The organism is Roseovarius pacificus (assembly GCF_900142665.1).
GTDB lineage: Bacteria > Pseudomonadota > Alphaproteobacteria > Rhodobacterales > Rhodobacteraceae > Roseovarius > Roseovarius pacificus.
In genome coordinates this window covers 119896-143558 of the sequence record NZ_FRBR01000004.1, presented here as the reverse complement: position 1 = coordinate 143558, position 23663 = coordinate 119896, and the positions used below count along the sequence as shown (strand labels likewise).

The 23663-nt window shown below is 63.7% G+C and carries 30 protein-coding genes; 19 read left to right on the top strand and 11 right to left on the bottom strand.

Translation table 11 applies throughout. The features are described from left to right. The first annotated feature begins 44 nt into the window (after nucleotides 1-44). Nucleotides 45-1895 (top strand): DNA mismatch repair endonuclease MutL, encoded by a 1851-nt coding sequence (mutL, locus tag BUB53_RS09615; protein WP_073034499.1) that lies wholly within the window; start codon nucleotides 45-47, stop codon nucleotides 1893-1895. Further along, nucleotides 1892-3061 carry a DNA recombination protein RmuC gene (locus tag BUB53_RS09610; protein WP_073034498.1) on the top strand — a complete coding sequence of 390 codons (1170 nt, stop codon included), beginning with the start codon at nucleotides 1892-1894 and terminating at the stop codon, nucleotides 3059-3061. Before mutL ends, BUB53_RS09610 begins: the two co-directional genes overlap by 4 nt. A gap of 49 nt (nucleotides 3062-3110) precedes the next feature. On the opposite strand, the gene BUB53_RS09605 is transcribed toward BUB53_RS09610, so the two are convergent. Genes BUB53_RS09605 through ilvD form a run of 4 tightly spaced genes read right to left on the bottom strand, consistent with a single transcriptional unit; the run spans nucleotide 3111 to nucleotide 6769 of the window. After that, nucleotides 3111-3488, bottom strand: coding sequence for a hypothetical protein (locus BUB53_RS09605; RefSeq protein WP_073034497.1), 378 nt, complete (start codon nucleotides 3486-3488; stop codon nucleotides 3111-3113). A gap of 14 nt (nucleotides 3489-3502) precedes the next feature. Continuing rightward, complete coding sequence (locus tag BUB53_RS09600; RefSeq protein ID WP_073034496.1) at nucleotides 3503-4276, bottom strand: DUF6478 family protein; 774 nt, start codon at nucleotides 4274-4276, stop codon at nucleotides 3503-3505. 59 nt (nucleotides 4277-4335) lie between these two features. Beyond that, on the bottom strand, nucleotides 4336-5031 hold the full coding sequence (locus tag BUB53_RS09595) for a hypothetical protein (RefSeq protein ID WP_073034495.1): 696 nt from the start codon (nucleotides 5029-5031) through the stop codon (nucleotides 4336-4338). Then, entirely contained in the window at nucleotides 5012-6769 is a 1758-nt protein-coding gene (ilvD, locus tag BUB53_RS09590) for a dihydroxy-acid dehydratase (protein ID WP_073034494.1), read from the bottom strand. The genes BUB53_RS09595 and ilvD overlap by 20 nt, the downstream gene beginning before the upstream one ends. 143 nt (nucleotides 6770-6912) lie before the next feature. On the opposite strand from ilvD, the gene BUB53_RS09585 reads away from it, so the two are divergent. From BUB53_RS09585 to BUB53_RS09570, 4 genes are all read left to right on the top strand, one after another. Further along, entirely contained in the window at nucleotides 6913-7800 is an 888-nt protein-coding gene (locus tag BUB53_RS09585) for a CPBP family intramembrane glutamic endopeptidase (protein ID WP_073034493.1), read from the top strand. 60 nt (nucleotides 7801-7860) lie between these two features. Further along, entirely contained in the window at nucleotides 7861-8811 is a 951-nt protein-coding gene (accD, locus tag BUB53_RS09580; protein ID WP_073034492.1) for an acetyl-CoA carboxylase, carboxyltransferase subunit beta, read from the top strand. Further along, on the top strand, nucleotides 8808-10082 hold the full coding sequence (locus tag BUB53_RS09575) for a bifunctional folylpolyglutamate synthase/dihydrofolate synthase (RefSeq protein WP_073034491.1): 1275 nt from the start codon (nucleotides 8808-8810) through the stop codon (nucleotides 10080-10082). Before accD ends, BUB53_RS09575 begins: the two co-directional genes overlap by 4 nt. Before the next feature lie 190 nt (nucleotides 10083-10272). Continuing rightward, nucleotides 10273-10938: a LysM peptidoglycan-binding domain-containing protein gene (locus BUB53_RS09570; protein ID WP_073034490.1), complete on the top strand. Its 666-nt coding sequence runs from the start codon at nucleotides 10273-10275 to the stop codon at nucleotides 10936-10938. Between the two features lie 132 nt (nucleotides 10939-11070). Here BUB53_RS09570 and BUB53_RS09565 read toward each other — a convergent pair whose 3' ends face one another. From BUB53_RS09565 to BUB53_RS09545, 5 genes are all read right to left on the bottom strand, one after another. After that, nucleotides 11071-11634, bottom strand: a complete 564-nt coding sequence (locus tag BUB53_RS09565; protein WP_073034489.1) for a F0F1 ATP synthase subunit B — start codon at nucleotides 11632-11634, stop codon at nucleotides 11071-11073. 5 nt (nucleotides 11635-11639) lie between these two features. Next, complete coding sequence (locus BUB53_RS09560; protein WP_073034488.1) at nucleotides 11640-12173, bottom strand: F0F1 ATP synthase subunit B'; 534 nt, start codon at nucleotides 12171-12173, stop codon at nucleotides 11640-11642. Between the two features lie 86 nt (nucleotides 12174-12259). Further along, nucleotides 12260-12496 (bottom strand): F0F1 ATP synthase subunit C, encoded by a 237-nt coding sequence (locus BUB53_RS09555; protein ID WP_038066250.1) that lies wholly within the window; start codon nucleotides 12494-12496, stop codon nucleotides 12260-12262. Nucleotides 12497-12553: 57 nt separating this feature from the next. Then, nucleotides 12554-13333: a F0F1 ATP synthase subunit A gene (locus BUB53_RS09550; protein WP_073034487.1), complete on the bottom strand. Its 780-nt coding sequence runs from the start codon at nucleotides 13331-13333 to the stop codon at nucleotides 12554-12556. After that, nucleotides 13314-13688 (bottom strand): AtpZ/AtpI family protein, encoded by a 375-nt coding sequence (locus BUB53_RS09545; RefSeq protein WP_073034486.1) that lies wholly within the window; start codon nucleotides 13686-13688, stop codon nucleotides 13314-13316. Before BUB53_RS09545 ends, BUB53_RS09550 begins: the two co-directional genes overlap by 20 nt. Before the next feature lie 230 nt (nucleotides 13689-13918). Between BUB53_RS09545 and BUB53_RS09540 the strand changes: the two genes are divergently transcribed. Then, nucleotides 13919-14260, top strand: a complete 342-nt coding sequence (locus BUB53_RS09540; RefSeq protein ID WP_073034663.1) for an ArsR/SmtB family transcription factor — start codon at nucleotides 13919-13921, stop codon at nucleotides 14258-14260. Here BUB53_RS09540 and BUB53_RS09535 read toward each other — a convergent pair. Next, a complete protein-coding gene (locus BUB53_RS09535; protein ID WP_073034662.1) occupies nucleotides 14257-15138 on the bottom strand; it encodes a LysR family transcriptional regulator in 882 nt (293 codons plus the stop codon). The genes BUB53_RS09540 and BUB53_RS09535 overlap by 4 nt on opposite strands. Before the next feature lie 114 nt (nucleotides 15139-15252). On the opposite strand from BUB53_RS09535, the gene BUB53_RS09530 reads away from it, so the two are divergent. The 10 genes from BUB53_RS09530 to rimM all read left to right on the top strand — a co-directional run bounded on the left by BUB53_RS09530 (nucleotide 15253) and on the right by rimM (nucleotide 21367). Next, nucleotides 15253-15843, top strand: a complete 591-nt coding sequence (locus tag BUB53_RS09530) for an FMN-dependent NADH-azoreductase (protein ID WP_073034485.1) — start codon at nucleotides 15253-15255, stop codon at nucleotides 15841-15843. Nucleotides 15844-15920: 77 nt separating this feature from the next. Further along, complete coding sequence (locus tag BUB53_RS09525) at nucleotides 15921-16427, top strand: hypothetical protein (protein ID WP_143163181.1); 507 nt, start codon at nucleotides 15921-15923, stop codon at nucleotides 16425-16427. A gap of 208 nt (nucleotides 16428-16635) precedes the next feature. Next, on the top strand, nucleotides 16636-18141 hold the full coding sequence (gene ffh / locus BUB53_RS09520) for a signal recognition particle protein (protein WP_073034483.1): 1506 nt from the start codon (nucleotides 16636-16638) through the stop codon (nucleotides 18139-18141). A gap of 4 nt (nucleotides 18142-18145) precedes the next feature. Then, the gene (locus tag BUB53_RS09515) at nucleotides 18146-18709 is read left to right on the top strand and encodes a GNAT family N-acetyltransferase (RefSeq protein WP_073034482.1); all 564 of its coding nucleotides are present in this window, start codon (nucleotides 18146-18148) and stop codon (nucleotides 18707-18709) included. Then, the gene (locus tag BUB53_RS09510; protein WP_073034481.1) at nucleotides 18706-19311 is read left to right on the top strand and encodes a GNAT family N-acetyltransferase; all 606 of its coding nucleotides are present in this window, start codon (nucleotides 18706-18708) and stop codon (nucleotides 19309-19311) included. The genes BUB53_RS09515 and BUB53_RS09510 overlap by 4 nt, the downstream gene beginning before the upstream one ends. Next, a complete protein-coding gene (locus BUB53_RS09505) occupies nucleotides 19304-19603 on the top strand; it encodes a chorismate mutase (protein WP_073034480.1) in 300 nt (99 codons plus the stop codon). The genes BUB53_RS09510 and BUB53_RS09505 overlap by 8 nt, the downstream gene beginning before the upstream one ends. Nucleotides 19604-19650: 47 nt before the next feature. Then, nucleotides 19651-20055, top strand: a complete 405-nt coding sequence (gene rpsP / locus BUB53_RS09500; RefSeq protein WP_073034479.1) for a 30S ribosomal protein S16 — start codon at nucleotides 19651-19653, stop codon at nucleotides 20053-20055. 19 nt (nucleotides 20056-20074) lie between these two features. Further along, nucleotides 20075-20707: a 5,6-dimethylbenzimidazole synthase gene (gene bluB, locus BUB53_RS09495; protein WP_073034478.1), complete on the top strand. Its 633-nt coding sequence runs from the start codon at nucleotides 20075-20077 to the stop codon at nucleotides 20705-20707. A 7-nt stretch (nucleotides 20708-20714) separates the two neighbouring features. Continuing rightward, nucleotides 20715-20852: a hypothetical protein gene (locus BUB53_RS22945; RefSeq protein WP_188744989.1), complete on the top strand. Its 138-nt coding sequence runs from the start codon at nucleotides 20715-20717 to the stop codon at nucleotides 20850-20852. A 2-nt stretch (nucleotides 20853-20854) separates the two neighbouring features. Continuing rightward, entirely contained in the window at nucleotides 20855-21367 is a 513-nt protein-coding gene (gene rimM, locus BUB53_RS09490; protein WP_073034477.1) for a ribosome maturation factor RimM, read from the top strand. A 51-nt stretch (nucleotides 21368-21418) separates the two neighbouring features. Here rimM and dapD read toward each other — a convergent pair whose 3' ends face one another. Further along, nucleotides 21419-22246: a 2,3,4,5-tetrahydropyridine-2,6-dicarboxylate N-succinyltransferase gene (dapD, locus tag BUB53_RS09485; RefSeq protein ID WP_073034661.1), complete on the bottom strand. Its 828-nt coding sequence runs from the start codon at nucleotides 22244-22246 to the stop codon at nucleotides 21419-21421. 149 nt (nucleotides 22247-22395) lie between these two features. Between dapD and trmD the strand changes: the two genes are divergently transcribed. After that, nucleotides 22396-23217: a tRNA (guanosine(37)-N1)-methyltransferase TrmD gene (gene trmD / locus BUB53_RS09480; RefSeq protein ID WP_073034476.1), complete on the top strand. Its 822-nt coding sequence runs from the start codon at nucleotides 22396-22398 to the stop codon at nucleotides 23215-23217. 50 nt (nucleotides 23218-23267) lie between these two features. Further along, nucleotides 23268-23654: a 50S ribosomal protein L19 gene (gene rplS, locus BUB53_RS09475; protein WP_073034475.1), complete on the top strand. Its 387-nt coding sequence runs from the start codon at nucleotides 23268-23270 to the stop codon at nucleotides 23652-23654. The last annotated feature ends 9 nt before the right edge of the window (nucleotides 23655-23663 follow it).

Here is a 23663-nt window from a genome sequence, read left to right as displayed (position 1 = left end):
CGCGATCTGGCAGAATCGGCGCGACTCATGCTAGGTATTGGGGAATGAACACACCAAGCCCCAATATAAGCCAGACCAGGCCCGTTATCCGACAGCTTGACGATGCCGCGATCAATCGTATCGCGGCGGGCGAAGTTGTGGAGCGTCCGGCCTCGGCGGTCAAGGAACTGGTGGAAAACGCGCTGGATGCGGGGGCGCGGCGCATCGAGGTGGCCTATGCCGACGGGGGCAAGACCCTGATCCGGGTCAGCGACGACGGCTGCGGGATTGCGCCTGGCGATCTGCCGCTGGCGCTGTCGCGTCATGCGACCTCGAAGATCGACGGCTCGGACCTGCTCAACATCCACACCTTCGGCTTCCGGGGCGAGGCCCTGCCCAGCCTTGGCGCGGTGGGGCGGCTGACGATCATTTCGCGCGCCGAAGGCGAAGAGGCCGCAGAGATCGGCGTCAGCGGCGGGCAGATGGGCAAGGTGAAACCCGCGGCGCTGAACGGCGGAACCACCGTTACCCTGCGCGATCTGTTCTATGCCACGCCCGCGCGGCTGAAATTCATGCGCACCGACCGGGCCGAGGCGCAGGCGATCACCGATATCGTCAAGCGGCTGGCCATGGCCGAGCCTTTCGTCGCCTTCACCCTGCGCGACGTATCGGGCGGGGGCGAGGGGCGCGTGACCTTCCGCGCGGATGCCGAAACCGGCGATCTGTTCGACGCGCTGCACGGGCGGCTGGCGCGCATCCTGGGTGCGGAATTCGCCGATAACGCGCTGAAGATCGACGCCGAGCGCGACGGGCTGCACATGACGGGCTATGCCGCCCTGCCCACCTATTCGCGCGGCTCCGGCGTGGCGCAATACTTGTTCGTCAATGGCCGCCCGGTGCGTGACAAGATGATGATCGGCGCCCTGCGCGCGGCCTATATGGACGTTCTCAGCCGCGACAGGCACCCGGCGGCGGCGCTGTTCATCGACTGCGACCCGACGCTGGTCGATGTGAACGTGCATCCGGCCAAATCCGAGGTGCGTTTCCGCGATCCCGGCGTGGCGCGCGGGCTGATCGTGTCGGGGCTGCGCCATGCGCTGGCCGAGGCGGGGCACCGGGCCTCGACCACCGTGGCGGGGGCGACACTGGGCGCGATGCGGCCCGAACCGGCGGGACCGGCGCGAGTCTATCAGATGGACCGCCCTTCGGCGCAGGCGCGGGCGGCGGCCTATCGGGCGCAGGCGCCGGGCTTTGCCGAGATGGCGGGCGATTACAGCGCCCGTGTGGAGCCGGTTGCCGAACCGCAGCCGCAGCCGGAGGAAACCGCCCCGCAAGACCTGCCATTGGGCGCGGCGCGGGCGCATCTGCATGAAAACTACATCGTGGCGCAAACCCGCGATGGCATGGTCATCGTCGATGCCCATGCGGCGCATGAACGGCTGGTTTATGAAAAGCTGAAACGGCAGATGGCCGAAAACGGCGTCGCCTCGCAGGCGCTGTTGATCCCGGACATCGTGGACCTGTCCGAGGGCGACGCCGCGCGCCTGCTGGAGCTGGCCGACGATCTGGCGCGCCTCGGGCTGGTGATCGAACCCTTCGGCGGCGGGGCCGTGGCGGTGCGCGAAACCCCGGCGATCCTCGGGCAATGCGACGCGCGGGCGATGGTGCTGGACATCCTCGACGAACTGGCCGATCAGGGCGACAGCACCACCGTAAAGGCGCGGATCGAGGCGATCCTGAGCCGTGTGGCCTGTCATGGCTCGGTGCGCACCGGGCGGCGTTTGCAGGCCGACGAGATGAACGCGCTTTTGCGCGAGATGGAGGCGACCCCGCTTTCGGGCCAGTGCAACCACGGGCGGCCCACCTATGTTGAACTCAAGCTGGCCGATATCGAGCGGCTGTTCGGACGCACATGATCCAGATCGGCGAGAATAGCTATGCCTTCGATGATCCCGTCGTGATTGCCGCGCTCGTGGGGGCGGCGCTTTTGCTGCTGGTGCTGGTGTTGCTGATCATGGCCGTTCGTGCCGCCGGACGCTCGGCCCGGATGACCGAACCGCTGGCGCAGCAGGTCACACAGTTGGGCCAGAGCGTGCAGACCCTGAGCGACGGACAGCACCAGTTGGCGGGCGGGCTGAACCACGTTTCCGAGGCACAGGCGGCGGCGCAGGCCAACATGCTGCAACTGATGGAAAAGCGGCTGGCGCAGGTGTCGGGGCAGATGACCGAAAACCTGCAAGGCTCGGCCCGGCGCACGGCGCAATCCCTGGGCGAATTGCAGCAACGGCTGACCGCCATCGACAAGGCGCAGGAAAACATCACCAAGCTGTCGGGCGACGTGCTGTCGTTGCAGGATATCCTCAGCAACAAACAGACACGCGGGGCGTTCGGGGAAATCCAGCTGACCGATATCGTGTCCAAGGCGCTGCCCTCGGACAGCTACAGTTTGCAGGCGACCCTGTCGAACGGGCGGCGTGCCGATTGCCTGATCCACCTGCCCAACCCGCCGGGGCCGATCTGCATCGACAGCAAGTTCCCGCTGGAAGCCTATGAAGCGCTGCGCAATGCCGCAACCGACTGGGAACTGAACGAGGCGGCCAAGTTCCTGCGGACATCTGTACGCAAGCATATCAGGGATATCGGCGAGAAATACATTCTGGACGGGGAAACCGCCGATGGCGCGCTGATGTTCCTGCCCTCCGAGGCCGTCTATGCCGAATTACACGCCAATTTCCCCGAACTGGTGCGCGAAGGGTTCGAGAAACGGGTCTGGATCGTGTCGCCCACCACCTGCATGGCCACGCTGAACACGATGCGCGCGATCCTGAAAGATGCGCGGATGCGCGAACAGGCGGGGGCGATCCGGCGCGAACTGGGCCTGCTGTTTGCCGATGTGGATCGCCTGGGCACGCGGGTGGAGAACCTTGACCGGCATTTCAACCAGGCGGCCAAGGATATCAGCGACATCAAGATTTCCGCCGACAAGGCAGGCAAACGCGCCCGGCGGCTGGACAATTTCGATTTCGAGGAACTGGCGCCCGACAGCGATCCGGCCATCGTGAAGCTGCCCAAGGGGGGGTGAGTGGACGGGGCTGCCAGATGTCTGCCCCGCCTTCCTTTCGAGCGTATTCCTACATCGTCTCCAGACAATGACGGCGGAAGGCGCGTTTGAGCATGTCGAGCTCTTCGCGCAGGAGGGTCATTTCGGCCCGGATATCGTAGCTGAGCGCGTCGCCCGACAGCAAGGCGAAGCTGTTGAGCGCGTCGCCGGTTTTCCTGTCGCGAATCAGGAATGTCTGCACCCCGTCGGCGATCAGGTCTGCCGGAATGGGCACGCGGATCACCCATCCGTCCTGACCGGGTTTTTCCGTCACCTCGACGCCGGGGATGGTTTGTTGCAGGTGGGTCACCTCGATCTCGGGCTGGTAATTCCCGTCGCCTTCGCGGGTCAGCACGCCTTCCCACACCCCTTCGAACAGGCGGGTCTTGGTTAGTGTCAGGTCACTCATACTGTCATGCTCCGTCAGAGGTCGGCGCGCGGGTGGCGGCAGAAAGTCACGTCGCGCAGGATCAGCTGGCTCATTTCCGGGTTTTCGAAGATCAGGTCGATCCACGCCCGTTCGATCCGTTTTTCGTTGAGGTTGGAATAGGCGAGATCGAATTCGACCATGATATCGTCTTCGTGCAGGGGCAGTTCGCGCACGATCTGTTCGGTGTTCGGGCCGTGCCTGATGTTCAGGCGCACGAAGATTTCCAGCGGCTTTTCCATTTCGATGATCGTGTTCATGCGGATCAGGTGACGCCGTTGCAGCCCCTGCACCGCCTCATCGGGCAGGTTGAGCACCAGCGACAGGAACGAGCCGTCGAAACTGAACACGTCCATGCGCAGGCCGTATGGCGCGAGGTCGGCCTCGCGATTGTTGCGAAGCTGGCGCAGGGTCAGTTCGGAATGCTGGCAATCGTGGAACAGCGTGATCTCGTCGCCCAGCATGGATTTGCTTTGCACCGACGACCTGCCGGGCCGGGCCAGCGGTTCGCGCCAGAGCGCCGGGCGCCATGACCAGTCGGTGCCGTGCGGTTTGGGAAAGGCGTTGGAGCCGATCATCGGCAGCGCAAGGCGATTGTCGGCCACCGAGATCAGATCGTTCAGCGAATGGCGCAACTGGCGCGCGCGGGCGCGTTCGGTGCGCAATGTCGAGAGCGGCATGGTGGATGCCCCACGAGCGGCCCGCCGCCACCGGCGCAGCCCGCGCCGATGCACGATCCAGTCCAGCAGTGAACTGCGCAATTCGATCATGTCCGCTCCATCCTGCCTGGGGTGTGGGCCAGTCTGCCTGATTGACCCCTTCCATAGCATTAACCCGGATTTGGAAACAATCCACCCGGAAGCCATCCGGCCATGCCGCGCCGTCCCGCGGCAGTCTCGCCACGTGAGGACGTCACTGCCCGCATTTGCGGGCTTCGGTTGCGCAGGCCCTCGGCCAGATCCGAAATCAGGCGCTTGCCCTGCCCGCCGGCCAGCGGGCTGTCCTTGGGCGCATAGACAGCGAGGCCCAGAAGATGCCCGTTGACGATCATGCCCGCACGCCAATACCGCGGATCGCCGCCGGGCAGGGCCCGTTCTCCGCCGGTCGCGAAATGCACGATGGACACGCCGTCGCCGTCGATCATCTCCAACGGCTTGTCCTCAGCCATGGATGCGGCGATTTCTGCGGCGTCCGGCATGGCGCGGCTGTCCTGACGCGGCAGGACCGAGACGGTCATGAGAACCGGCTCGACCCCGATCCCGGCCTGACCGCTGAGGCTTTCGCAACTGGCGATGGGAACGAACGCCCCGAACGAGCCGCGCCTGAGCTGTGCGCCATCCACGCAATAGCCACGCGGACCCGCGACCACGACCTCGCCTTTGAAAAGCGAGACCTGCTGCAACGCGTCGTCGCTGGCGCCGCTTTCGACGCCGACACAGCCGGACAAGGCCAGAACACACCAGAGGGAAAGACCCCGGCGCAGGGCGCGTCGGGGCGTCACGGCGTCAAAGGTCCATGTAGACATGGCGCTCGGCCTTGCCACCGGGGTGGGTGACCGCGCCCTTGTAGGTTTCGCCCACCAGTTGCGCGTATTTCCAGAGCGCGCCGCTGGCATAGATGGTTTCGCGCGGGCCTTTCCAGCCGTCCTTGCGCCTGGCGAGGTCTTCGTCGGAAAGATCGACGCTGAGTTCGCCATTGACGGCGTCGATGGTGATCATGTCGCCGGTTTCGATCAGCGCGATGGGCCCGCCATGCGCCGCCTCGGGGCCGACATGACCCACGCAGAAGCCACGGGTCGCGCCCGAGAAACGGCCATCGGTGATCAGGGCCACCTTCTTGCCCATGCCCTGACCGGACAGCGCGGCGGTAGTGGCCAGCATTTCACGCATGCCGGGGCCGCCTGCGGGGCCTTCGTTGCGGATGACGATCACCTCGCCTTCCTCGTATTTGCGGGCCTTGACGGCCTCGAAGGCGTCTTCTTCGCATTCGAACACGCGGGCCGGGCCGGTGAAGCGCTGATTTTCCTCGGGAATACCGGCCACTTTCACGATGGCGCCGGCCGGAGCGAGGTTGCCCTTGAGGCCGACAACGCCGCCGGTTTTGGTGATCGGCTTGTCGATGGGATAGATCACCTTGCCGTCCGCTTCACGCTCGATCCGGTCGAGTTCCTCGCCGATGGAGCGGCCCGTGGCGGTCATGCAATCCTCATAGATGAGACCCGCCTTGCGCAACTCCTTCATCACCACGGGAATGCCGCCCGCGTCGTAGAGATCCTTGGCCACGTACTGACCGCCCGGTTTCAGATCGACGAAATAAGGCGTGTCGCGGAAGATTTCGCACACGTCTTCGAGATAGAATTCGATTCCCGCCTCATGCGCGATGGCGGGCAGGTGCAGACCGGCATTGGTGGAGCCGCCGGTGCAGGCCACGACGCGCGCGGCGTTTTCAAGGCTTTGGCGCGTCACCACATCGCGGGCGCGGATGTTCTTTTCGAGAAGCTGCATCACCGCGCGGCCCGACGCCTCGGCGTACTGGTCGCGGGATTCATAAGGCGCGGGCATGCCCGAGCTGTTCATCAGGGCAAGGCCGATCGCTTCGGACACGCAGGCCATGGTGTTGGCGGTGAACTGGCCGCCGCAGGCCCCTGCCGAGGGGCAGGCCACACGTTCCAGCACGTCGAGCGCCTTGTCGGACATGGTGCCGTTCTGGTGGCGGCCGACGGCCTCGAACATGTCCTGCACGGTCAGATCGCGGGTGCGGAAATCTTCGGGAACTTCGTCGATCTGGGGGGCTTTGCCCGGCAGAATCGAGCCGCCGTAGATGAACACCGACGGCACGTTGAGGCGCACCATGGCCATCATCATACCCGGCAGCGATTTATCGCAGCCCGCAAGGCCCACGATGGCATCATAGCAATGGCCGCGCATGGTGAGTTCCACGGTATCGGCAATCGCCTCGCGGCTGGCCAGCGAACTGCGCATGCCCTCGTGGCCCATGGCGATACCGTCGGTCACGGTGATGGTGGTGAATTCACGGGGGGTGCCGTGGGCCTCTTTCACGCCGCCCTTGACGGCCTGCGCCTGACGGTTCAGCGCGATATTGCACGGCGCGGCCTCGTTCCAGCAGGTTGCGACACCGACCAGAGGCTGGTGAATCTCGTCCTCGGTCATGCCCATGGCATAATAGTACGAACGATGCGGCGCGCGCGCCGGACCTTCGGTCACGTAGCGGCTGGGCAGTTTGGATTTGTCGAATTTGGTCATGAGGGCCTCCCCGTGTGTGTTGCATCCGGGTTTAAGTGACCGCGCGGCAAGGAACAAGGGCCTGATAGGAGCCCGATTGCCGCGCACCCCTTGCGCGGACAATGGGTATTCCGCCCTGCCCCGCGATCCTCTAGCCTGCGCCCATGCGATACGATCCCCACGAGACCCTTGTCGCCCCGGCCCGACCGAGCGCACATCCGCTGCGCCTGTTGGCGGGGATTGTCCTGACCGTGATTCTGTTTCTGGTCCTGAGTTCCGGTATCTCGGCCTTTCACCGTTCCTTCCTGTCGCCGCAGGCCTGGGAGGCTCTGGCGCAGAACCTGCAAACCGGCAGCAGCCCGGCGGCGGTTCTGATCAACCTGTTCGTTTTCGGATTGCTGATCGTGGCGCTGGCGGTTTCGATGGCGGTTGTCCATCAGCGGCGTATCGGGGGGCTGATCGGCCCGTTGACGCCCGCGCTGCGTCAGTTCCGGCAGGTTTCGCTGGCGCTGTTCGCGCTGTTGATCGCGATCAACATCCTGCCCGGCGACGATGCTCTGGCCCCTGAGCCAAACATGCCTTTCGGGCTGTGGCTGTTGTTTCTGCCTGTCGGGTTGCTGGCCCTGCTGGTTCAGACCACAGCCGAGGAGATGGCCTTTCGCGGCTATCTGCAAAGCCAACTGGCCGCACGGTTCACGCATCCGGTGGTCTGGATGGGCCTGCCGTCGATCCTGTTCGCGCTGTTGCATCTGGACCCGGCGCTACATGGGGAAAACACGTGGTTCGTGATCGCATGGGCGGGCTGTTTCGGACTGGCAGCAGCGGATCTGACCGCGCGCAGCGGCACGCTTGGGCCGGCGATCGCCTTGCATTTCGTCAACAACATGAATGCCATTCTGTTCGCCGCGCCGAAGGGAAATTTCGACGGCCTGGCGCTTTATGTCTATCCGTTTTCGCTGGATGAACTGGGCGGGGTCTGGGCGTGGTTTCCCACCGACCTGATGCTGCTGGGATGCAGTTGGCTGGCAGCGCGCGTGGCCTTGCGGCGCTGATTGCAATTCCTGCCGCAGGCCCTTATTTGAAACCGAAACCGCAACGAAGGGTCACGCGCCATGAACTGGATCACCAACTATGTGCGCCCGCGCATAAACTCGATTTTCTCGCGCCGCGAGATGCCCGAGAACCTGTGGTCCAAGTGTGACGAATGCGGCACGATGCTGTTTCACCGCGAGTTGAGCGAAAACCTGAATGTCTGCACCAATTGCGGGCATCACATGGCGATCACCCCGCGCGCGCGGTTCAAGGCGCTGTTCGATGGCGGTATTTTCACCGAGATCGACGTGCCTACGCCCACGGCGGACCCGCTGCATTTCCGCGATCAGAAAAAATATCCCGACAGGATGCGCGCCGCACAGAAATCCACCGGCGAGAAAGAGGCGATGCTGGTCGCCACCGGCGAGATGGGGCGCACGCCCATCGTGGCCGCCGCGCAGGATTTCAGCTTCATGGGCGGGTCCATGGGCATGTATGTGGGCAATGCCATCATTGCCGCCGCCGAACAGGCGGTAAAGCTGAAGCGCCCTCTGATCCTGTTTTCCGCCGCCGGGGGCGCGCGCATGCAGGAGGGCATCCTGAGCCTGATGCAAATGCCGCGCACCACCGTCGCCGTTCAGATGCTGAAAGAGGCCGGGCTGCCCTATATCGTCGTGCTGACGCATCCGACGACCGGCGGTGTCACCGCGTCCTATGCGATGCTGGGCGATGTGCATATCGCGGAGCCCAATGCGCTGATCTGTTTTGCCGGGCCGCGGGTGATCGAACAGACGATCCGCGAAAAGCTGCCCGAAGGGTTCCAGCGGGCCGAATACCTGCTGGATCACGGGATGCTGGACCGTGTGACGCCGCGCACCGGGATGCGCGATGAGTTGATCACCATCACCCGTATGCTGATGGGCGAGCCCCCTGCTGTGCGCGGCGACCTGCCTGCGCCCGATCCCGATGCCGAAACGGCGCAACCGGACGAGGCCGGGGAGCAGGCCAGCGAGAAGACCGGCAAGGAATGAGCGGCGCGACATCGGACATCATCCTTGAACGGATGATGTCGCTTCATCCCAAGATCATCGACCTGACGCTGGATCGTGTCTGGCGGCTGCTCGAGGCTTTGGGCAATCCGCAGGACAGATTGCCGCCGGTGATCCATATCGCCGGGACGAACGGCAAGGGATCGACGCAGGCGATGATCCGTGCGGGGCTGGAGGGGGCCGGGCTGCGCTGCCATGCCTATACCTCGCCGCATCTGGCGCGGTTTCACGAACGTATCCGGCTGGCCGGTGACCTGATTTCCGAAGCGGACCTGAGTGCCGTTCTGGATGAATGCTATGCCGCCAATGGCGGTGAGACCATCACCTATTTCGAGATCACGACCTGCGCGGCGCTGCTGGCCATGTCACGGGTCGAGGCGGCGTATACGCTGCTTGAGGTGGGGCTTGGCGGGCGGCTGGACGCGACCAACGTGATCGACACGCCAGCCCTGACGATCATCACGCCAATTTCCATCGACCACGAACAATTCCTTGGCGATACGCTGGCAAAGATCGCGGACGAAAAGGCCGGGATCATCAAGCGCGGCGTGCCGTGCATCGTCGGCCCGCAACCGGACGCGGCGATGGAGGTGATCGAGGCGCGCGCCGAACGTCTGGGCGCACCGCTGATCGCGCAGGGGCAGCATTGGCATGTCATTGAAGAACGCGGGCGGCTGGTGTTTCAGGACGAAACCGGCCTGCTGGACCTGCCGCTGCCCACCCTGCCCGGCGCGCATCAGATCGAGAATGCCGGTGCGGCGCTGGCCGCGTTGCGCGCGCTTGGGGTGAATGAAGCGGCGTTCGAGGCTGCCGTCACCCGCGCCGAGTGGCCCGCGCGCATGCAGCGCCTGAAAACCGGGCCGCTGGTGGAGGCCGCAGGCGAAGCCGAGTTGTGGCTGGACGGCGGGCACAATGCCGCCGCCGGGCAGGCGCTGGCCCGGCATCTGGGCAGCCTGCCGGAGCGGCCCACGCACCTGGTGTGCGGGATGCTGAACACCAAGGACATTTCGGGTTACCTGACCCCGCTGGCGGCCCATGCGCGCAGCCTGACCGCCGTGTCTATCCCCGGTGAGGCCAATACCCTGCCCGCCGAGGAAACCGCGCGGCAGGCCGAAGGGGCCGGGTTGTCGTCCAGCACCGCTGACAGCGTGCTGGACGCCGTGCGCAGGATTGCGAGCGCCGCGCCGCAGGCGCGCATCCTGATTTGTGGCTCGCTGTATCTGGCCGGGTCCGTTTTACGCGAAAACGGCTAGCCCTCCCCTGAAAATCGTAAAACGAATCACCGGATATTGACCGATTCGCAGTGATTCGCCTATATCTGGGAAAAGCAGTGTTCGCGCGGGCAGGCAGACTGTCGTCAAACAATCCCGCGTTGCCATGGGGTATAGGACAGATGACAGCCTGGAGCGGGGAAGCGGCGCCAGCGTGCCGCAGCAGCATCACATGATCAGGATCGCGGTGATAGCGGGCGGATTTCTGACCGTCACGATCACACTGATCCTGTTGCAGAAAGACAGCCAGCCGCACCCTGTTGCCCTTGAGCGCGCCTCAGTCCCGAGTGCCAAGACTGACGCCCCGGTTACAGCCGCCGAAAACATGGCCCCCGCGCCGGACAACAGCGTTTCCCACGATCGAGGTGGGCTGGCCTATATGGACACCCCGGAACGTCGCCCGCAGGCCGTATCGCCGAAAACGCCGCCCCCTGTCGTGACGACAGCCGCGTCGGATCTCGTGATGCACCCCGACAGCGATCTGGAGGCGTTGATCGCCGAGGCCATGGCGCAAGGGCAATCCCCGGCCTATATCGCCGCGCTGATCCAAAGCGGTGGCCGGACCAGGGGCAAGGCAGCCGCGCCGCAACTGGTGCAGGACGGAAGGCTGAACACGGCCACCCTGATCGGCGTTTTATCGGGAAACACGGCACAAGGCCCCGGCACGGCAGAGCCCGTGACCTATGCCGTTCAGGCGGGCGATACGCTGGCGACGATTGCCTATCGGTTTTACGGGGACACGGCGCAAAGCGCGCAGATCGTGCAAGCCAATTCCGATATTTTGGGCGGTGAGGCGGCTTTGGCCATCGGCCAGACGCTGGTGATCCCGACGCTCTAGAGTTTCAAAGTCACGTGGCAGGTGGGAAATGAGGGGCCGGTTCAACGGCCCCCTTTCTTTTGCGCCCCGGCACAAAAAAAGCCGGGCCACTGGCCCGGCTTTCGATGTGTTGGCTGACTGTGCCGAATGGCGTCAGTGCAGTTTCGCGTCGACCTCGGAAATGGCCGCGTCGATCAGCTTGTTGCCTTCGGCTGCGGTCATGCTCTTGGCGACCACGTCCCGCGCGGCGCTGATGGCGATGCGGATCGCCTCGTCACGCACTTCGCGGACGGCGCTGGATTCGGCCGAGGCGATCTGATCTTCGGCGGCCTTCAGGCGGCGTGCGATCGAGCCCTTGAGGTCTTCCTTGGCCTGTTCGGCAGCTTCGGCGGCTTCGGTCTTGGCGTGGGCGACGATGCGCTCGGCCTGTTCCTGCACCTCTTTCTGCTTGCGCTCGTAGCTGGCCAGCAGGGTCTGGGCCTCTTCGCGCAGGGCGCGGGCCTCGTCGAGTTCCGACCTGATGCCGTCGGCGCGCTTGTCCAGCATGCCTGCGATCAGCGTCGGCACCTTGAAATACATCAGGATGGCGATGAACAGGATAAAGGCCAGCAGAACGACGAAGTTGGTGTTGTGCAGCGAGAAGAACGGGCCGGACGCGGCCAGCGCCGGGCCTGCCGTCATCAGAGCGACGAGCGTTGCCGTTGCATATGTCCGCATGTCCCTTACCCCTTCATCCGTGCGTTGACTGCCGCGGTGACGGTGCGGGCATCCGCCTTGCCACCCATGGCCGCGACGATTTCCTTGGCGGTGTCCTTGGCCACGTCCTTGACGCTTTGCATGGCACCTTCGCGGATTTCGGCGATCTTCTTTTCGCTTTCGACCAGCTTGGCGGCGATCTCGGCGTCGGCCTTGGCGGTCGCGTCGTCCAGATCGGCCTGAATCTCGGCCTTGGCCTGGGCGATGATGGTCTGCGCCTCGGCGCGGGCATCGGCCAGAGCCTTGTTGTAGGCTTCCTCGGCCTCGGTTGCCTTGACCTTGAGGTCTTCGGCGGCGGCGAGGTCGTTGGTGATTGTCCCCTGGCGCTCGGCCAGCACGGCCGCGATGCGCGGCAGCGCGATGCGCGACAGGACGAAGTAGATCACGACGAGCGTGACCATGAGCCAGAAAATCTGGTTCCCGAAGGTCGAGAAATCCAGCTGCGGCATGCCGGGCGCGGATGCGGCGGCGTCAGCGGCGTTATGCGTTTCGCTTGCCATGTCGTCCTCCTTGGGAACGTCCGGTTACACCGGACGGGGTGGCATCGGGCCGCCCCGTCCGGCCGTAAGGATCGGGTTCCGCAGGCTTAGACGGCGAACATCAGCAGAAGAGCGACCAGGAACGAGAAGATGCCCAGTGCTTCTGCGAACGCGATGCCGATGAACAGGGTCGCGGTCTGACCGGCAGCAGCCGACGGGTTGCGCAGTGCGCCCGACAGGAAGTTGCCTGCCACGTTGCCCACACCGATCGCCGAGCCGCCCATGCCCATGCATGCCAGACCTGCGCCGATGTATGCGCCCATTTGTACGATATCGCCTTCCATTTCGATGTCTCCTTACGTTGGAATTGGCTAAAGATGTCTATTCGAACCGGACCCGGATCAGTGTGCCGGGTGCAGCGCGTCCTTGAGGTACACGCAGGTCAGAATGGTGAACACGTAGGCCTGGATGAAGGCCACGAGAATTTCCAGCCCGTAGATTGCAGCGATGGCAATGACGGACAGCGGGGTGACCAGCAGGCCAAGGCCCGTGGACAGCAGGATCATAGGGGCGAAGGCCGCGAACACCTTCATCACGGCGTGACCGGCCATCATGTTGCCCATAAGACGAATGGAGTGGCTGACCGGGCGCACGAAGTAGGAAATCACCTCGATCAGGGCCAGAACCGGGCGCAGCGGCAGCGGCGCGCTGCTGACCCAGAACAGGCCGAGGAAGCCCATGCCGTGCTTGACGAAGCCCACCACGGTGACCGTGACGAACACCAGCAGGGCCAGAACCGCGGTGACGGCAATGTGGCTGGTGGTGGTGAAGGCCGCCGGCAGAAGCCCGAGGAAGTTGGCGAAGACGATGAACATGAACAGCGTCATGATGTAGGGGAAGAACCCGACGGCATCCTTGCCGGCAACGTCTTCGACCATCTTGTAGATGAAGCCATAGGCCAGTTCGCCGATCGACTGGACGCGGCCCGGAATGGTCGAGCGCCCGGAGGTGCCCATAACCATCAGCGCGATGATTGCGATCACGCTCAGCGCCATCCACAGGGTGACATTGGTGATCGTGAACATGCCCACCGGGCCGTCGCCAAACAGCGGCTTGACGATGAACTGATCCATCGGGTGGAAAACCAGACCGCCCTCGTCGCTATGCGCTTCCGTCGCCATCTTTCGTCCTCTTCTCGCCGCCCGCAGTATCGGGCGCTGTCCTCTCGGCCTGTTCGGCCAGTTTTTCGCGCTGGATTTCCTGTGCGCTGCGCATCATCGTTTTGACGCCCGCCGCAAGGCCCAGCAATGTGAACAGCACAAGGAAGATCGGGATCGTCCCGAACAGGCGGTCCAGCCCGTACCCTATGCCGAAACCGATCAGAAGACCGGCCACAAGTTCGATCACCATGCGCCAGGCCAGTTGCGCCTGACTGTAGTGTTCTTCCATATGGGGCCTGGGCTCGTCCTTCTTTTTGAAGGCCGCGATCCTTTCCTCAAGCCGCGCCATGCGCTCGCGTTGGTCGGGATCGGTCACCGGTTTGCCCCCTTGGAACAGTTGCACACTTGCTATGCGCGGGGGGCATCCGAGTCAAGCGCGGCAGAGGCTGAGGTGAACATCAGTCAAGTTATTGGACTTAATGAACTTTTCAGAGCGCCCGGCACGTCCGGAGATTCTGACGCAGCGCCCTGATCGGTAAAAACGGCACATGGGCGATATTCAACCAAATGGTTGACGAAAGATTGCGCTCACGCTTAATGGCGGCCATGTCTGATCCTCTCGATACAGTCTTCCACGCGCTTGCCGATCCCACCCGGCGGCGGATTCTGTCGATGCTGCTGGAGGACGACATGGCGGTGACGGACGTGGCGCATCCGTTCGAGATGTCGCTGGCCGCGATTTCCAAACATCTGGGCATCCTCACCCGCGCGGGCCTGATCAGCCAGGAACGCCGGGGCCGGGTCAAGTGGTGCAAGCTGGAGCCCGACGCCCTGCGCGACGCCAGTATCTGGATGCAAAGCTTTGGCCAGTTCGAGGCGGTCAATCTGGACGCGTTCGAGAGATTCCTTGAAACCGAGTTGAGCGCGATGCCGGAAGAGGACGGCTAGGCATCGTCCCAGGTTTTGGCACGCTCCTTGAGGAAGCTCAGAAAAGCCTGAACCTTGGTCGTGCGGTGCAAATCCATGTGGGTCACCAGCCAAAGAGGGGCGGACCAGTCTTCGCGCGGGGGAAGGATTTCGGTCAGCCCACCCAATTCCTGCGCCTGAAGCCGCGACATAAAACCGATCCCCGCCCCTTCAAAGATCGCACGGCGCTGTGCATGCACATCGCCGCTGCGAAAGATGATCCGTTCGATCGGGATGATTTGTTGCAACCAGCGATCGAACGGTGCGCGCGATTCGGGATCGTCAGGTCCGACAAAGAAATGCCCGCTCAGATCGCCCTCTCCATCCGGCAGGCCATGGCGCTCGATATAGCGGTCGCTCGCGAACAGGGTGAATTTCTGTCTGTGGAGCGGTTGCACCACGTTGTCGGGCTGATCGGGCACCGCGCCCGCACGGATCGCCACATGGGCCTCGCCGTATTCCAGGCGAAACAGGCGGGTGCCCGTAAGATAGCGCACGATCAGGTCGGGATAGCCCGCCTGAAACGCCGCCACGACGGGAACCAGCAGATGACTGAGCCCGCCAAGAGATGTCACCACCAGTTCCCCGGTCACGTCATTGCCGCGCCCCTTGATCCGGCCCGCAAGCTGGGAAAACTGATCGTCGGTGGTTTGCGCGACGCGCAGCAGGTCCTGACCGGCCTCGGTGGGAGTGTAGCCGCGCGCGTGGCGCTGAAACAGCTTGACGCCAAGCCGGTCTTCGAGCGCGTCGATATGGCGAATGACCGTGGCGTGATGCACGCCCAGAACCTCGGCCGCGCCACTGACCGTACCGACCCGTGCCACATTGTAGGCAGTACGAATTTCGTCCCAATTATCCATGAAGGGCATACCCTGTTATGTGCAAATCTAAACAGTACATGTTTCCCACGTCAGATTGCGTTTGAAAAGACACGAGGCATTATAAAGGAAACATCTGTCATCACGGAGTATCCCATGACCCATACCGTTCTTCGCCTCGATGCCTCTGCCCGCTTGCAGGATTCGGTGACGCGCGACCTGACAGGGCGCATCACCGCCCGCTGGCCCGAGGCCCGCATCATTCATCGCGATCTGGCCGTAACCCCGGTGCCGCAACTGACCGAAGGCTGGCTGAACGCCAACTTCACCCCCGCCGATCAGCGGAGCCCCGAACAGATCGAAACGCTGGCCCTGTCCGACGAACTGGTCGGTGAGTTGCAACAAGCCGATACCATCGTCATCGGCCTGCCGGTCTACAACTTTGCACCGCCTTCGGCATTGAAAGCATGGATCGACAATGTCGCCCGCGTCGGCGTGACCTTTCGCTATACCGAAAACGGCCCCGAGGGTTTGCTGAAGGGCAAGCGCGTGATTCTGGCGATGGCCTCGGACGGGACCGGGGCGGGATCGGAGATCGATTTTGCCAGCCCCTATATGCGCCACATCCTGGGCTTCCTCGGACTGACCGACCTGACTCTGGTCGCAGCCGACCGGTTGCTGCTGGACGGCGAGACCAGCCGGGCCAAAGCCTCGGGGCAGATCGAAAGCCTGCCTGCGGTCGCATGACGCCGGGGGCGTCTTGACTTTGCTCAATGCATTTGCGGGCCTCGGCTGATACATTGCGATCAACCGAGGCCCGCAAGATGACACGTCATATTCTTTTCAGCGCTCTTCTGACCGTTCTGGCTGCCCTGCCCCAACTGGCGGCAGCGCAGTCCGCCGAAGCATTGGATTTCCATGCGCGATTCGAAGAGCGGTGTTTTTCCTGCCACGGCCATGCCGGCCCGTTCGTTCGCGACCACCTGCAAATTGACGATACAGGTGCGATCGTCACCGAAAACGGGCAATCCGTCGACGCCTTGCTGGACCGTCACGCAGGCGGGTTGAATGAGACCGAAAAGCCCCTGTTCCTGTCGGTATTTCGCAAACAGATCGAAACCGGCGGGCTGTTCCGGGACAAATGCATCATCTGCCATGACCGCGCCTATGAACTGGCGCGGCTGAAACTGATCCTGCGCGACGGGCAGGTCATGGGCCGCTACAGCGACCGGGATATCGGCACGTTCCTTCTGAACCATGGGCGCCTGACGCCTGAGGAGGCCGAATTGATGACCGACGTGTTTTTTGCGCTGCTGCAAGGGCGACGTTGATCGCGCGGATCGTCAGCGATGTTGACTCCGGCACGCGCGCGCAGTAACAGCAGCCCAAATTTCCGGGAGTCCGTCAAGCTTCCGGTCCCATGGCCACAGGCCGGGATCGCCCCCCGTCAGCGAGTTTCGCCCACGGGGGAGATTGGCATTTGGGCCGGTCCTGCTTATCTGGGCCACAACGCAACGGGCGAGCAAAGGAGCGCTTGAGATGTTTGAAAATCTGTCAGACCGCCTCTCCGGCGTCCTGGATCGCCTGACGAAACAGGGCGCGCTGTCCGAGGACGACGTCAAGACCGCGCTGCGCGAGGTGCGCGTCGCGCTGCTGGAGGCCGACGTATCGCTGCCCGTGGCGCGGGCATTCATCAAGAAAGTGCAGGATCAGGCCACCGGTCAGGCGGTGACGAAATCGGTCACTCCGGGTCAGCAGGTGGTCAAGATCGTGCATGACGCACTGGTGGAGACCCTGAGCGGCGAGGGCGACCCCGGCGCGCTGAAGATCGACAACCCGCCCGCCCCCATCCTGATGGTGGGCCTTCAGGGCTCGGGCAAGACGACGACCACCGCCAAGCTGGCCAAGCGCCTGAAGGAAAAAGAGGGCAAGCGCGTGCTGATGGCGTCTTTGGACGTCAACCGCCCGGCGGCCATGGAACAGCTTGAAATCCTCGGCAAGCAGATCGGGGTCGATACCCTGCCCATCGTCAAGGGTGAAGATCCGGTCGCCATCGCCAAACGCGCCAAGACGCAGGCCAGCCTTGGCGGGTATGACGTCTACATGCTGGATACCGCGGGCCGGTTGCATATCGACCAGGAACTGATCCAGCAGGCGGCGGATGTGCGCGATGTCGCCAACCCGCGCGAAACGCTGCTGGTGGTCGATGGCCTGACCGGGCAGGACGCCGTCAACGTGGCCGAGGAATTCGACGACAAGATCGGCGTGACCGGCGTGGTCCTGACCCGCATGGACGGCGACGGGCGCGGCGGTGCGGCCCTGTCGATGCGTGCGGTGACCGGCAAGCCCATCCGCTTTGTCGGCCTTGGCGAAAAGATGGACGCCATCGAGACCTTCGAGCCCGAGCGGATCGCGGGCCGAATCCTGGGTATGGGCGACATCGTCAGCCTTGTGGAAAAGGCGCAGGAAACGCTGGAGGCCGAACAGGCCGAGCGCATGATGCGGCGCTTCCAGAAGGGTCAGTTCAACATGAACGACCTGAAGATGCAGCTTGAGCAGATGCAGAAGATGGGCGGCATGGAAGGCGTGATGGGCATGATGCCCGGCATGGGCAAGATGGCCAAGCAGATGGAAAGTGCCGGGATCGACGACAAGATCATCACCCGCCAGATCGCGCTGATCCAGTCGATGACCAAGAAGGAACGCGCCAATCCCAAGCTGTTGCAGGCCAGCCGCAAGAAGCGGATCGCCAAAGGCGCCGGATTGGAAGTGTCCGAGTTGAACAAGCTTCTCAAGATGCAGCGCCAGATGGGCGACATGATGAAGAAGATGGGCAAGATGGGCAAAGGCGGCATGCTGAAACAGGCCATGAAAGGCATGTTCGGCAAGGGCGGCCCCAGCCCCGAGGATTTGCAGGGCATGGACCCCAAGGCACTGGAAGAGGCCGCCAGAAAGATGGGCGGCGGCATGCCCGGTGGCGGGTTGCCCGGCCTTGGCGGCGGGGCATTGCCCCCCGGCCTGAGCGGGTTCGGCAAGAAGAAGTGACGCCATGCCCCTGACCGACGCCCCCACCCTTGAAACGGATCGCCTGATCCTGCGCAGCCCCGAAGCGCGCGACATCGAACCGATGATCGCCTTCCTGCTGGATCAGGAGCGCGCGGCAGGTTTCGGCGCGGCCCCCAACCGGGGCGAGGCGTGGCGCTGGTTTGCGCTGAATGTCGGGCACTGGCACATCCACGGCTACGGCTATTTCGCGATCGAGATGAAGGATAGCGGCGAAACCGCCGGGATCTGCGGCATCTGGAACCCCGAAGGCTGGCCCGAACCGGAAATCGGCTGGGTTGCCTTTGCCCCGTTCGAAGGCAGGGGAATCGTCCACGAGGCCGCGCAGCGCGTGCGCCGGTATGCCTATGACGATCTGGGGTTCACGACGCTGACCTCGAATATCGTGCCCGGAAACGAGCGGTCGATTGCACTGGCCGAACGGCTGGGCGCGTGGTTCGAGCGCGAATACGACAACGTGCATATGGGCAAGGAACGGCTTTACCGGCACCCCGGTCCCGACATGGCCGAAGGGCGGGACGATGACGGCTCGGTGGAGGCCTACGCATGACCACCGCCAACATCCCCACGCTTGAGACCCGCCGCCTTGTGCTGCGCGGCCCGGAGCCGGGCGATTATCCGAACTTCAAGGCGACCTTCGCCTCGTACCGGTCGCGGTTCATGGGCGGGCCGCTCAACCCGTATGAGACATGGATGCTGTATGCCGCCGAGATCGGGCACTGGAACATCCGCGGCTACGGCATGTGGATGATCCACGACAAGGCCTCCGACGAAACCTATGGCATGGCCGGCGGCTGGTTTCCCGCCGCATGGCCCGAGCGCGAGATCGCCTGGATCATCTGGCCCGAAAAGGCCGGGCACGGCTATGCCCTGGAAGCCACGCACGCGGCACGGCGGTATTTCTATGACGAACTCGGCTGGGACGGGGCGGTCAGCTATATCGACCCGAAAAATCTGGATTCGATCCGGCTGGCCGAACGGCTGGGCGCGGCCAAGGACCATGACGCCGCCACCATCGACGGGAACGATGCGGTTTATCGCCATCCCTCGCCCGAGACGCTGAAATCCGGGCAGTTGATTGACGGAATCGAGTTGGAAATCAGCCATTACTGCGATCCGCTGTTCAAGCCGAAAGGGTTTGCCATTGACTGATCAAGCCACCCTGCGCGCCGCCGATCTGCTGAAAGAGCATCGCGAAAGCATCGACCGGCTGGATGCGATCCTCGTCTATACCCTGGGCGAGCGTTTCAAACACACTCAGGCCGTGGGGAAACTCAAGGCCGAACACGACCTTCCCCCGTCCGATCCGGCGCGCGAAAAGGCGCAGATCGCACGGCTCGAAGAATTGGCGAACGCGGCCGATCTGGACCCGGAATTCGCCAAGAAGTTCCTGAACTTCATCATCGCTGAAGTCATTCAGCACCACAGAAAGCACCAATCGTAGGGTGGGCCCGGCCCACCGAACCCACGCCATTCAAAGGAGATACCCCCATGGCCATGAAAATTCGTCTCGCCCGCGGCGGCAGCAAGAAACGCCCGTTTTACCGCATCGTCGCGGCTGACTCGCGCATGCCGCGCGACGGCCGCTTCATCGAGAAACTGGGCACCTACAACCCGCTTCTGCCCAAAGACAGCGAAGAGCGCGTCAAGATGAACATGGAGCGCGTGCAGTACTGGCTGGATCAGGGCGCACAGCCGTCCGACCGTATCTCGCGCATGCTGGAAGCTGCCGGTGTTGTCGCCAAGAAAGAGCGTAACAACCCGCAAAAAGGCGAGCCCGGCACCAAGGCCAAAGAGCGCGCAGAAGAAAAAGCCGCCAAGGCTGCTGAAGCCGCCGAAGCCGCTGCCGCTCCCGCCGAGGAAGCCCCGGCAGAAGAGGCCGCCAGCGAGGAATAAGCTGGCGATCGGGGTCGGCATGTCGCGGTTTTCAACAGATTTCCAGACCGGCCTCATCGAATTGATGCGGTGGCGGCGCGATGTGCGCCGCTTCCGCCCCGATCCGGTGGACGAGGCGGTGTTGCGCACCTGCCTCGACACCTTTTTGCTGGCCCCCTCGGTCGGGCTGAGCGAACCGTGGCGCATCATCCGGGTGGACAGCCCCGAGGCGAGAGCCGCCGCGCTTGAGAATTTCACCCAGTCCAACGCGCAGGCGCTGAGCGGCTATGCCAGTGAGCGCGCGCAGCTGTACAGCCGCCTCAAGCTGTCGGGGATGGAAGTTGCCCCCGTGCAACTGGCCATTTTCTGCGATGACGCGACCGGCAAGGGTGCCGGGCTGGGCGCGCGCACGATGCCCGAGATGCGCCGCTATTCCGTGGTGGGCGGGATTACGCAGTTCTGGCTGATGGCCCGCGCGCTCGGTCTGGGCGTGGGCTGGGTGTCGATCCTCGATCCCGAGCGGCTGGCGCGGGATCTGGATGTGCCGGACAACTGGTCGCTGGTCAGCTATCTGTGTGTCGGCTGGCCCGAGGGTGCGGACAGCGACACGCCGGAACTGGAACGCGAAGGCTGGGAAGACCGGCGCGGGCGCCTTCCCATCGAGACAAGGTAGCCGCATCATGTTCCGCCCCATCCGCACCCTGATCCTGCTGGTCGTCGTGTTTCTGGCCGGTATATTCTTTGAACGTTACCAGCATCTGGAACGCTGCACGGCAACGGGCGGTGCGGTACGCAACGGGCTGTGCCAGGGAGAATGAGCATGAGCGAGGACACACGCATCTGTCTTGGGGCGATTTCCGGGGCGTTCGGCGTGAAGGGCGAAGTTCGGCTGAAAAGTTTCACCACCATACCCGAGGACATCGCCGCCTATGGCCCGCTGGAAAGCGAGGATCGCGCGCTGAGCTTCGAGGTGACGCTGAGCGGACAGACGGCCAAGGGCGCGCTGATCGCGCGGCTGTCCGGCGTGGCGACCAAGGAACAGGCCGATGCGTTGCGCGGGGTGCGTCTTTATGCCGAGCGCGAGCGCCTGCCCGCCCTGCCCGATGACGAGTTCTATCACGCCGACCTGATCGGGCTGGAGGTGTTCGACACCGGCGGCGCGCCTCTGGGCCACGTCAAGGCGGTGCTAAACCACGGGGCGGGCGATCTGCTGGAAATTCACGGGCCGGGATTGAAATCGACGGTCCTGCTGCCGTTCACGCGTGAGGCGGTGCCGACGGTCGATCTGGCCTCGGGGCGGATCGTGGCCGACCCGCCCGAAGGGGTGTTCTGAGGGCAAGACTAGCCAGGGCCGTTCGGGCGGCCCTGACGCGCGGAGCGCCTCTTAGTCGCGCAGCAACTCGTTGATGCCGGTTTTCGAGCGGGTTTTCTCGTCCACCCGTTTGACGATCACGGCGCAGTAGAGATTGAGGTTGTTCTTGGTCGGCATGGAGCCCGACACCACCACCGAATAGGGCGGCACTTCGCCATAGGTGACTTCGCCGGTTTCGCGGTCGACGATCTTGGTGGACTTGCCGATATAGACACCCATCCCCAGAACCGAGCCCTCCCGGACGATACAGCCCTCGACCACCTCGGAGCGCGCCCCGATAAAGCAGTTGTCTTCGATGATGGTGGGGCCGGCCTGCATGGGCTCGAGCACGCCGCCGATGCCGACGCCGCCGGACAGGTGGACGTTCTTGCCGATCTGCGCACAGCTGCCCACGGTGGCCCATGTATCGACCATCGTGCCCTCATCCACATAAGCGCCGAGGTTGACGAAGCTGGGCATCAGCACCACGCCGGGGGCGATATAGGCCGATTTGCGCACCACGCAGTTGGGCACGGCGCGAAACCCGGCGGCTTTCCACTGGTTGTCGCCCCAGCCCTTGAACTTGCTGTCGACCTTGTCCCACCAGCCGCCGCCTTGCGGGCCGTTGTCGTGGATTTCCATGTCCTTGATGCGGAAGCCGAGCAGAACCGCCTTCTTGGCCCATTGGTTGACATGCCAGTCGCCATTCTCACGGCGCTCGGCCACACGCAGCGTACCGCTGTCCAGCGCGTTGAGCGTATCCACGATTGCTTCGCGGGTTTCCCCGCCGGTATTGGGGGTGATCTGATCGCGGGTTTCCCACGCGGCCTCGATGGCCTGTTCAAGCTGGGCGTTCGACATGCGGGCCTCCGTTTGCATTCCTGTTGTCTGACCCCCGGCTTTAGGCCGTGACGGGGCCAAAGGCAATCGGGCAAGCGACCGCAGGGCACGCGGGAGCGACGCTTGCGCGGGCTTGCCACGTGGCCGATGCGGGGCTATGGCCCCTGTCCATGACCGATACAGCCCGATCCCATGGCCGCAAATCCATCACGGCCAGCCTGAAACCGCAGGAGTTGATGACCGACAGCCCCCGGCTGGCGCGAGCCTGGCGCGCGCAGGTGATTACGCTGCTGCCACAGGCCTTTCCCGGTGTCCTGGGCGAAAGCCTGACCGGGAGGGCGTTGAAAGACGGGTTGTGGCAACTGGATACGGTCGACCTGCGCCGGTTCGGCGAAGGCAAGCATCGCAATGTCGATGACACCCCGGCCGGTGGCGGGGCGGGCATGGTTCTGCGTGCGGATGTGATGGGGCAGGCGCTTGATCATGCCTTGCAAAACGCCCCCAAAGGCGCGCCGCTGATCTACCTGAGCCCGCGTGGCCGCCGTTTCGATCAGGCCATGGCGCGGCAGTTGTCGCAGGCCCCCGGCGTGACACTGATCTGCGGGCGTTTCGAGGGACTGGACGAGCGCGTGATCGAGCATTACGGCATTCAGGAGGTCTCGTTAGGCGATTTCGTCCTGACCGGGGGCGAGATTGCCGCTCAGGCCTTGATTGATGCGACAGTCCGCCTTATACCGCGCGTGCTTGGGAATCAGGAGTCCACGGAGGAAGAATCTTTCTCCGACGGGTTGCTCGAACATCCCCAGTACACGCGACCAGCCACCTGGAAGGGCCTGCCGATCCCTGAAATTCTTCTTTCGGGGCATCACGGGAACATTACCGACTGGCGGCGGACGCAGGCCGAAAGGCTGACAAAGGAACGACGACCTGACCTCTGGCGGGCTTACTGTGCGGCGCATGGTAGGGACCCGGACGAAGACCAAGAGCTCTGAGGCGGCAGCAAACTTTGCGGATCAAACCGCAAGCAGATAGGAGAAAAGCGATGGATCTGATCGCTCAACTGGAAGCCGAGCAAATCTCGGAGCTCGGCAAGACCATCCCGGATTTCAAGGCCGGTGACACGATTCGTGTCGGTTACAAGGTGACGGAAGGCACCCGTTCGCGTGTGCAGAACTTCGAAGGCGTCTGCATCAGCCGCAAGAACGGCGAAGGCATTGCCGGCAGCTTTACCGTCCGCAAGATTTCCTTCGGTGAAGGCGTGGAACGTGTGTTCCCGCTGTATTCGACCAACATCGACAGCATCACCGTTGTGCGCCGTGGCCGCGTCCGCCGCGCCAAGCTGTATTACCTGCGCTCGCGCCGGGGCAAATCGGCCCGGATCGCCGAGGACAGCACCTACAAGCCCAAGAAGACCGACAAGTCGGCATAAGGAGCGGCA

Bases quoted from the DNA above. Each gene is read 5' to 3' on its own strand.
- mutL (WP_073034499.1), top strand. From the start codon at position 45: ATGAACACACCAAGCCCCAATATAAGCCAGACCAGGCCCGTTATCCGA.
- BUB53_RS09610 (WP_073034498.1), top strand. From the start codon at position 1,892: ATGATCCAGATCGGCGAGAATAGCTATGCCTTCGATGATCCCGTCGTG.
- BUB53_RS09605 (WP_073034497.1), bottom strand. From the start codon at position 3,488: ATGAGTGACCTGACACTAACCAAGACCCGCCTGTTCGAAGGGGTGTGG.
- BUB53_RS09600 (WP_073034496.1), bottom strand. From the start codon at position 4,276: ATGATCGAATTGCGCAGTTCACTGCTGGACTGGATCGTGCATCGGCGC.
- BUB53_RS09595 (WP_073034495.1), bottom strand. From the start codon at position 5,031: ATGTCTACATGGACCTTTGACGCCGTGACGCCCCGACGCGCCCTGCGC.
- ilvD (WP_073034494.1), bottom strand. From the start codon at position 6,769: ATGACCAAATTCGACAAATCCAAACTGCCCAGCCGCTACGTGACCGAA.
- BUB53_RS09585 (WP_073034493.1), top strand. From the start codon at position 6,913: ATGCGATACGATCCCCACGAGACCCTTGTCGCCCCGGCCCGACCGAGC.
- accD (WP_073034492.1), top strand. From the start codon at position 7,861: ATGAACTGGATCACCAACTATGTGCGCCCGCGCATAAACTCGATTTTC.
- BUB53_RS09575 (WP_073034491.1), top strand. From the start codon at position 8,808: ATGAGCGGCGCGACATCGGACATCATCCTTGAACGGATGATGTCGCTT.
- BUB53_RS09570 (WP_073034490.1), top strand. From the start codon at position 10,273: ATGATCAGGATCGCGGTGATAGCGGGCGGATTTCTGACCGTCACGATC.
- BUB53_RS09565 (WP_073034489.1), bottom strand. From the start codon at position 11,634: ATGCGGACATATGCAACGGCAACGCTCGTCGCTCTGATGACGGCAGGC.
- BUB53_RS09560 (WP_073034488.1), bottom strand. From the start codon at position 12,173: ATGGCAAGCGAAACGCATAACGCCGCTGACGCCGCCGCATCCGCGCCC.
- BUB53_RS09555 (WP_038066250.1), bottom strand. From the start codon at position 12,496: ATGGAAGGCGATATCGTACAAATGGGCGCATACATCGGCGCAGGTCTG.
- BUB53_RS09550 (WP_073034487.1), bottom strand. From the start codon at position 13,333: ATGGCGACGGAAGCGCATAGCGACGAGGGCGGTCTGGTTTTCCACCCG.
- BUB53_RS09540 (WP_073034663.1), top strand. From the start codon at position 13,919: ATGTCTGATCCTCTCGATACAGTCTTCCACGCGCTTGCCGATCCCACC.
- BUB53_RS09535 (WP_073034662.1), bottom strand. From the start codon at position 15,138: ATGGATAATTGGGACGAAATTCGTACTGCCTACAATGTGGCACGGGTC.
- BUB53_RS09530 (WP_073034485.1), top strand. From the start codon at position 15,253: ATGACCCATACCGTTCTTCGCCTCGATGCCTCTGCCCGCTTGCAGGAT.
- BUB53_RS09525 (WP_143163181.1), top strand. From the start codon at position 15,921: ATGACACGTCATATTCTTTTCAGCGCTCTTCTGACCGTTCTGGCTGCC.
- ffh (WP_073034483.1), top strand. From the start codon at position 16,636: ATGTTTGAAAATCTGTCAGACCGCCTCTCCGGCGTCCTGGATCGCCTG.
- BUB53_RS09515 (WP_073034482.1), top strand. From the start codon at position 18,146: ATGCCCCTGACCGACGCCCCCACCCTTGAAACGGATCGCCTGATCCTG.
- BUB53_RS09510 (WP_073034481.1), top strand. From the start codon at position 18,706: ATGACCACCGCCAACATCCCCACGCTTGAGACCCGCCGCCTTGTGCTG.
- rpsP (WP_073034479.1), top strand. From the start codon at position 19,651: ATGGCCATGAAAATTCGTCTCGCCCGCGGCGGCAGCAAGAAACGCCCG.
- bluB (WP_073034478.1), top strand. From the start codon at position 20,075: ATGTCGCGGTTTTCAACAGATTTCCAGACCGGCCTCATCGAATTGATG.
- BUB53_RS22945 (WP_188744989.1), top strand. From the start codon at position 20,715: ATGTTCCGCCCCATCCGCACCCTGATCCTGCTGGTCGTCGTGTTTCTG.
- rimM (WP_073034477.1), top strand. From the start codon at position 20,855: ATGAGCGAGGACACACGCATCTGTCTTGGGGCGATTTCCGGGGCGTTC.
- dapD (WP_073034661.1), bottom strand. From the start codon at position 22,246: ATGTCGAACGCCCAGCTTGAACAGGCCATCGAGGCCGCGTGGGAAACC.
- trmD (WP_073034476.1), top strand. From the start codon at position 22,396: ATGACCGATACAGCCCGATCCCATGGCCGCAAATCCATCACGGCCAGC.
- rplS (WP_073034475.1), top strand. From the start codon at position 23,268: ATGGATCTGATCGCTCAACTGGAAGCCGAGCAAATCTCGGAGCTCGGC.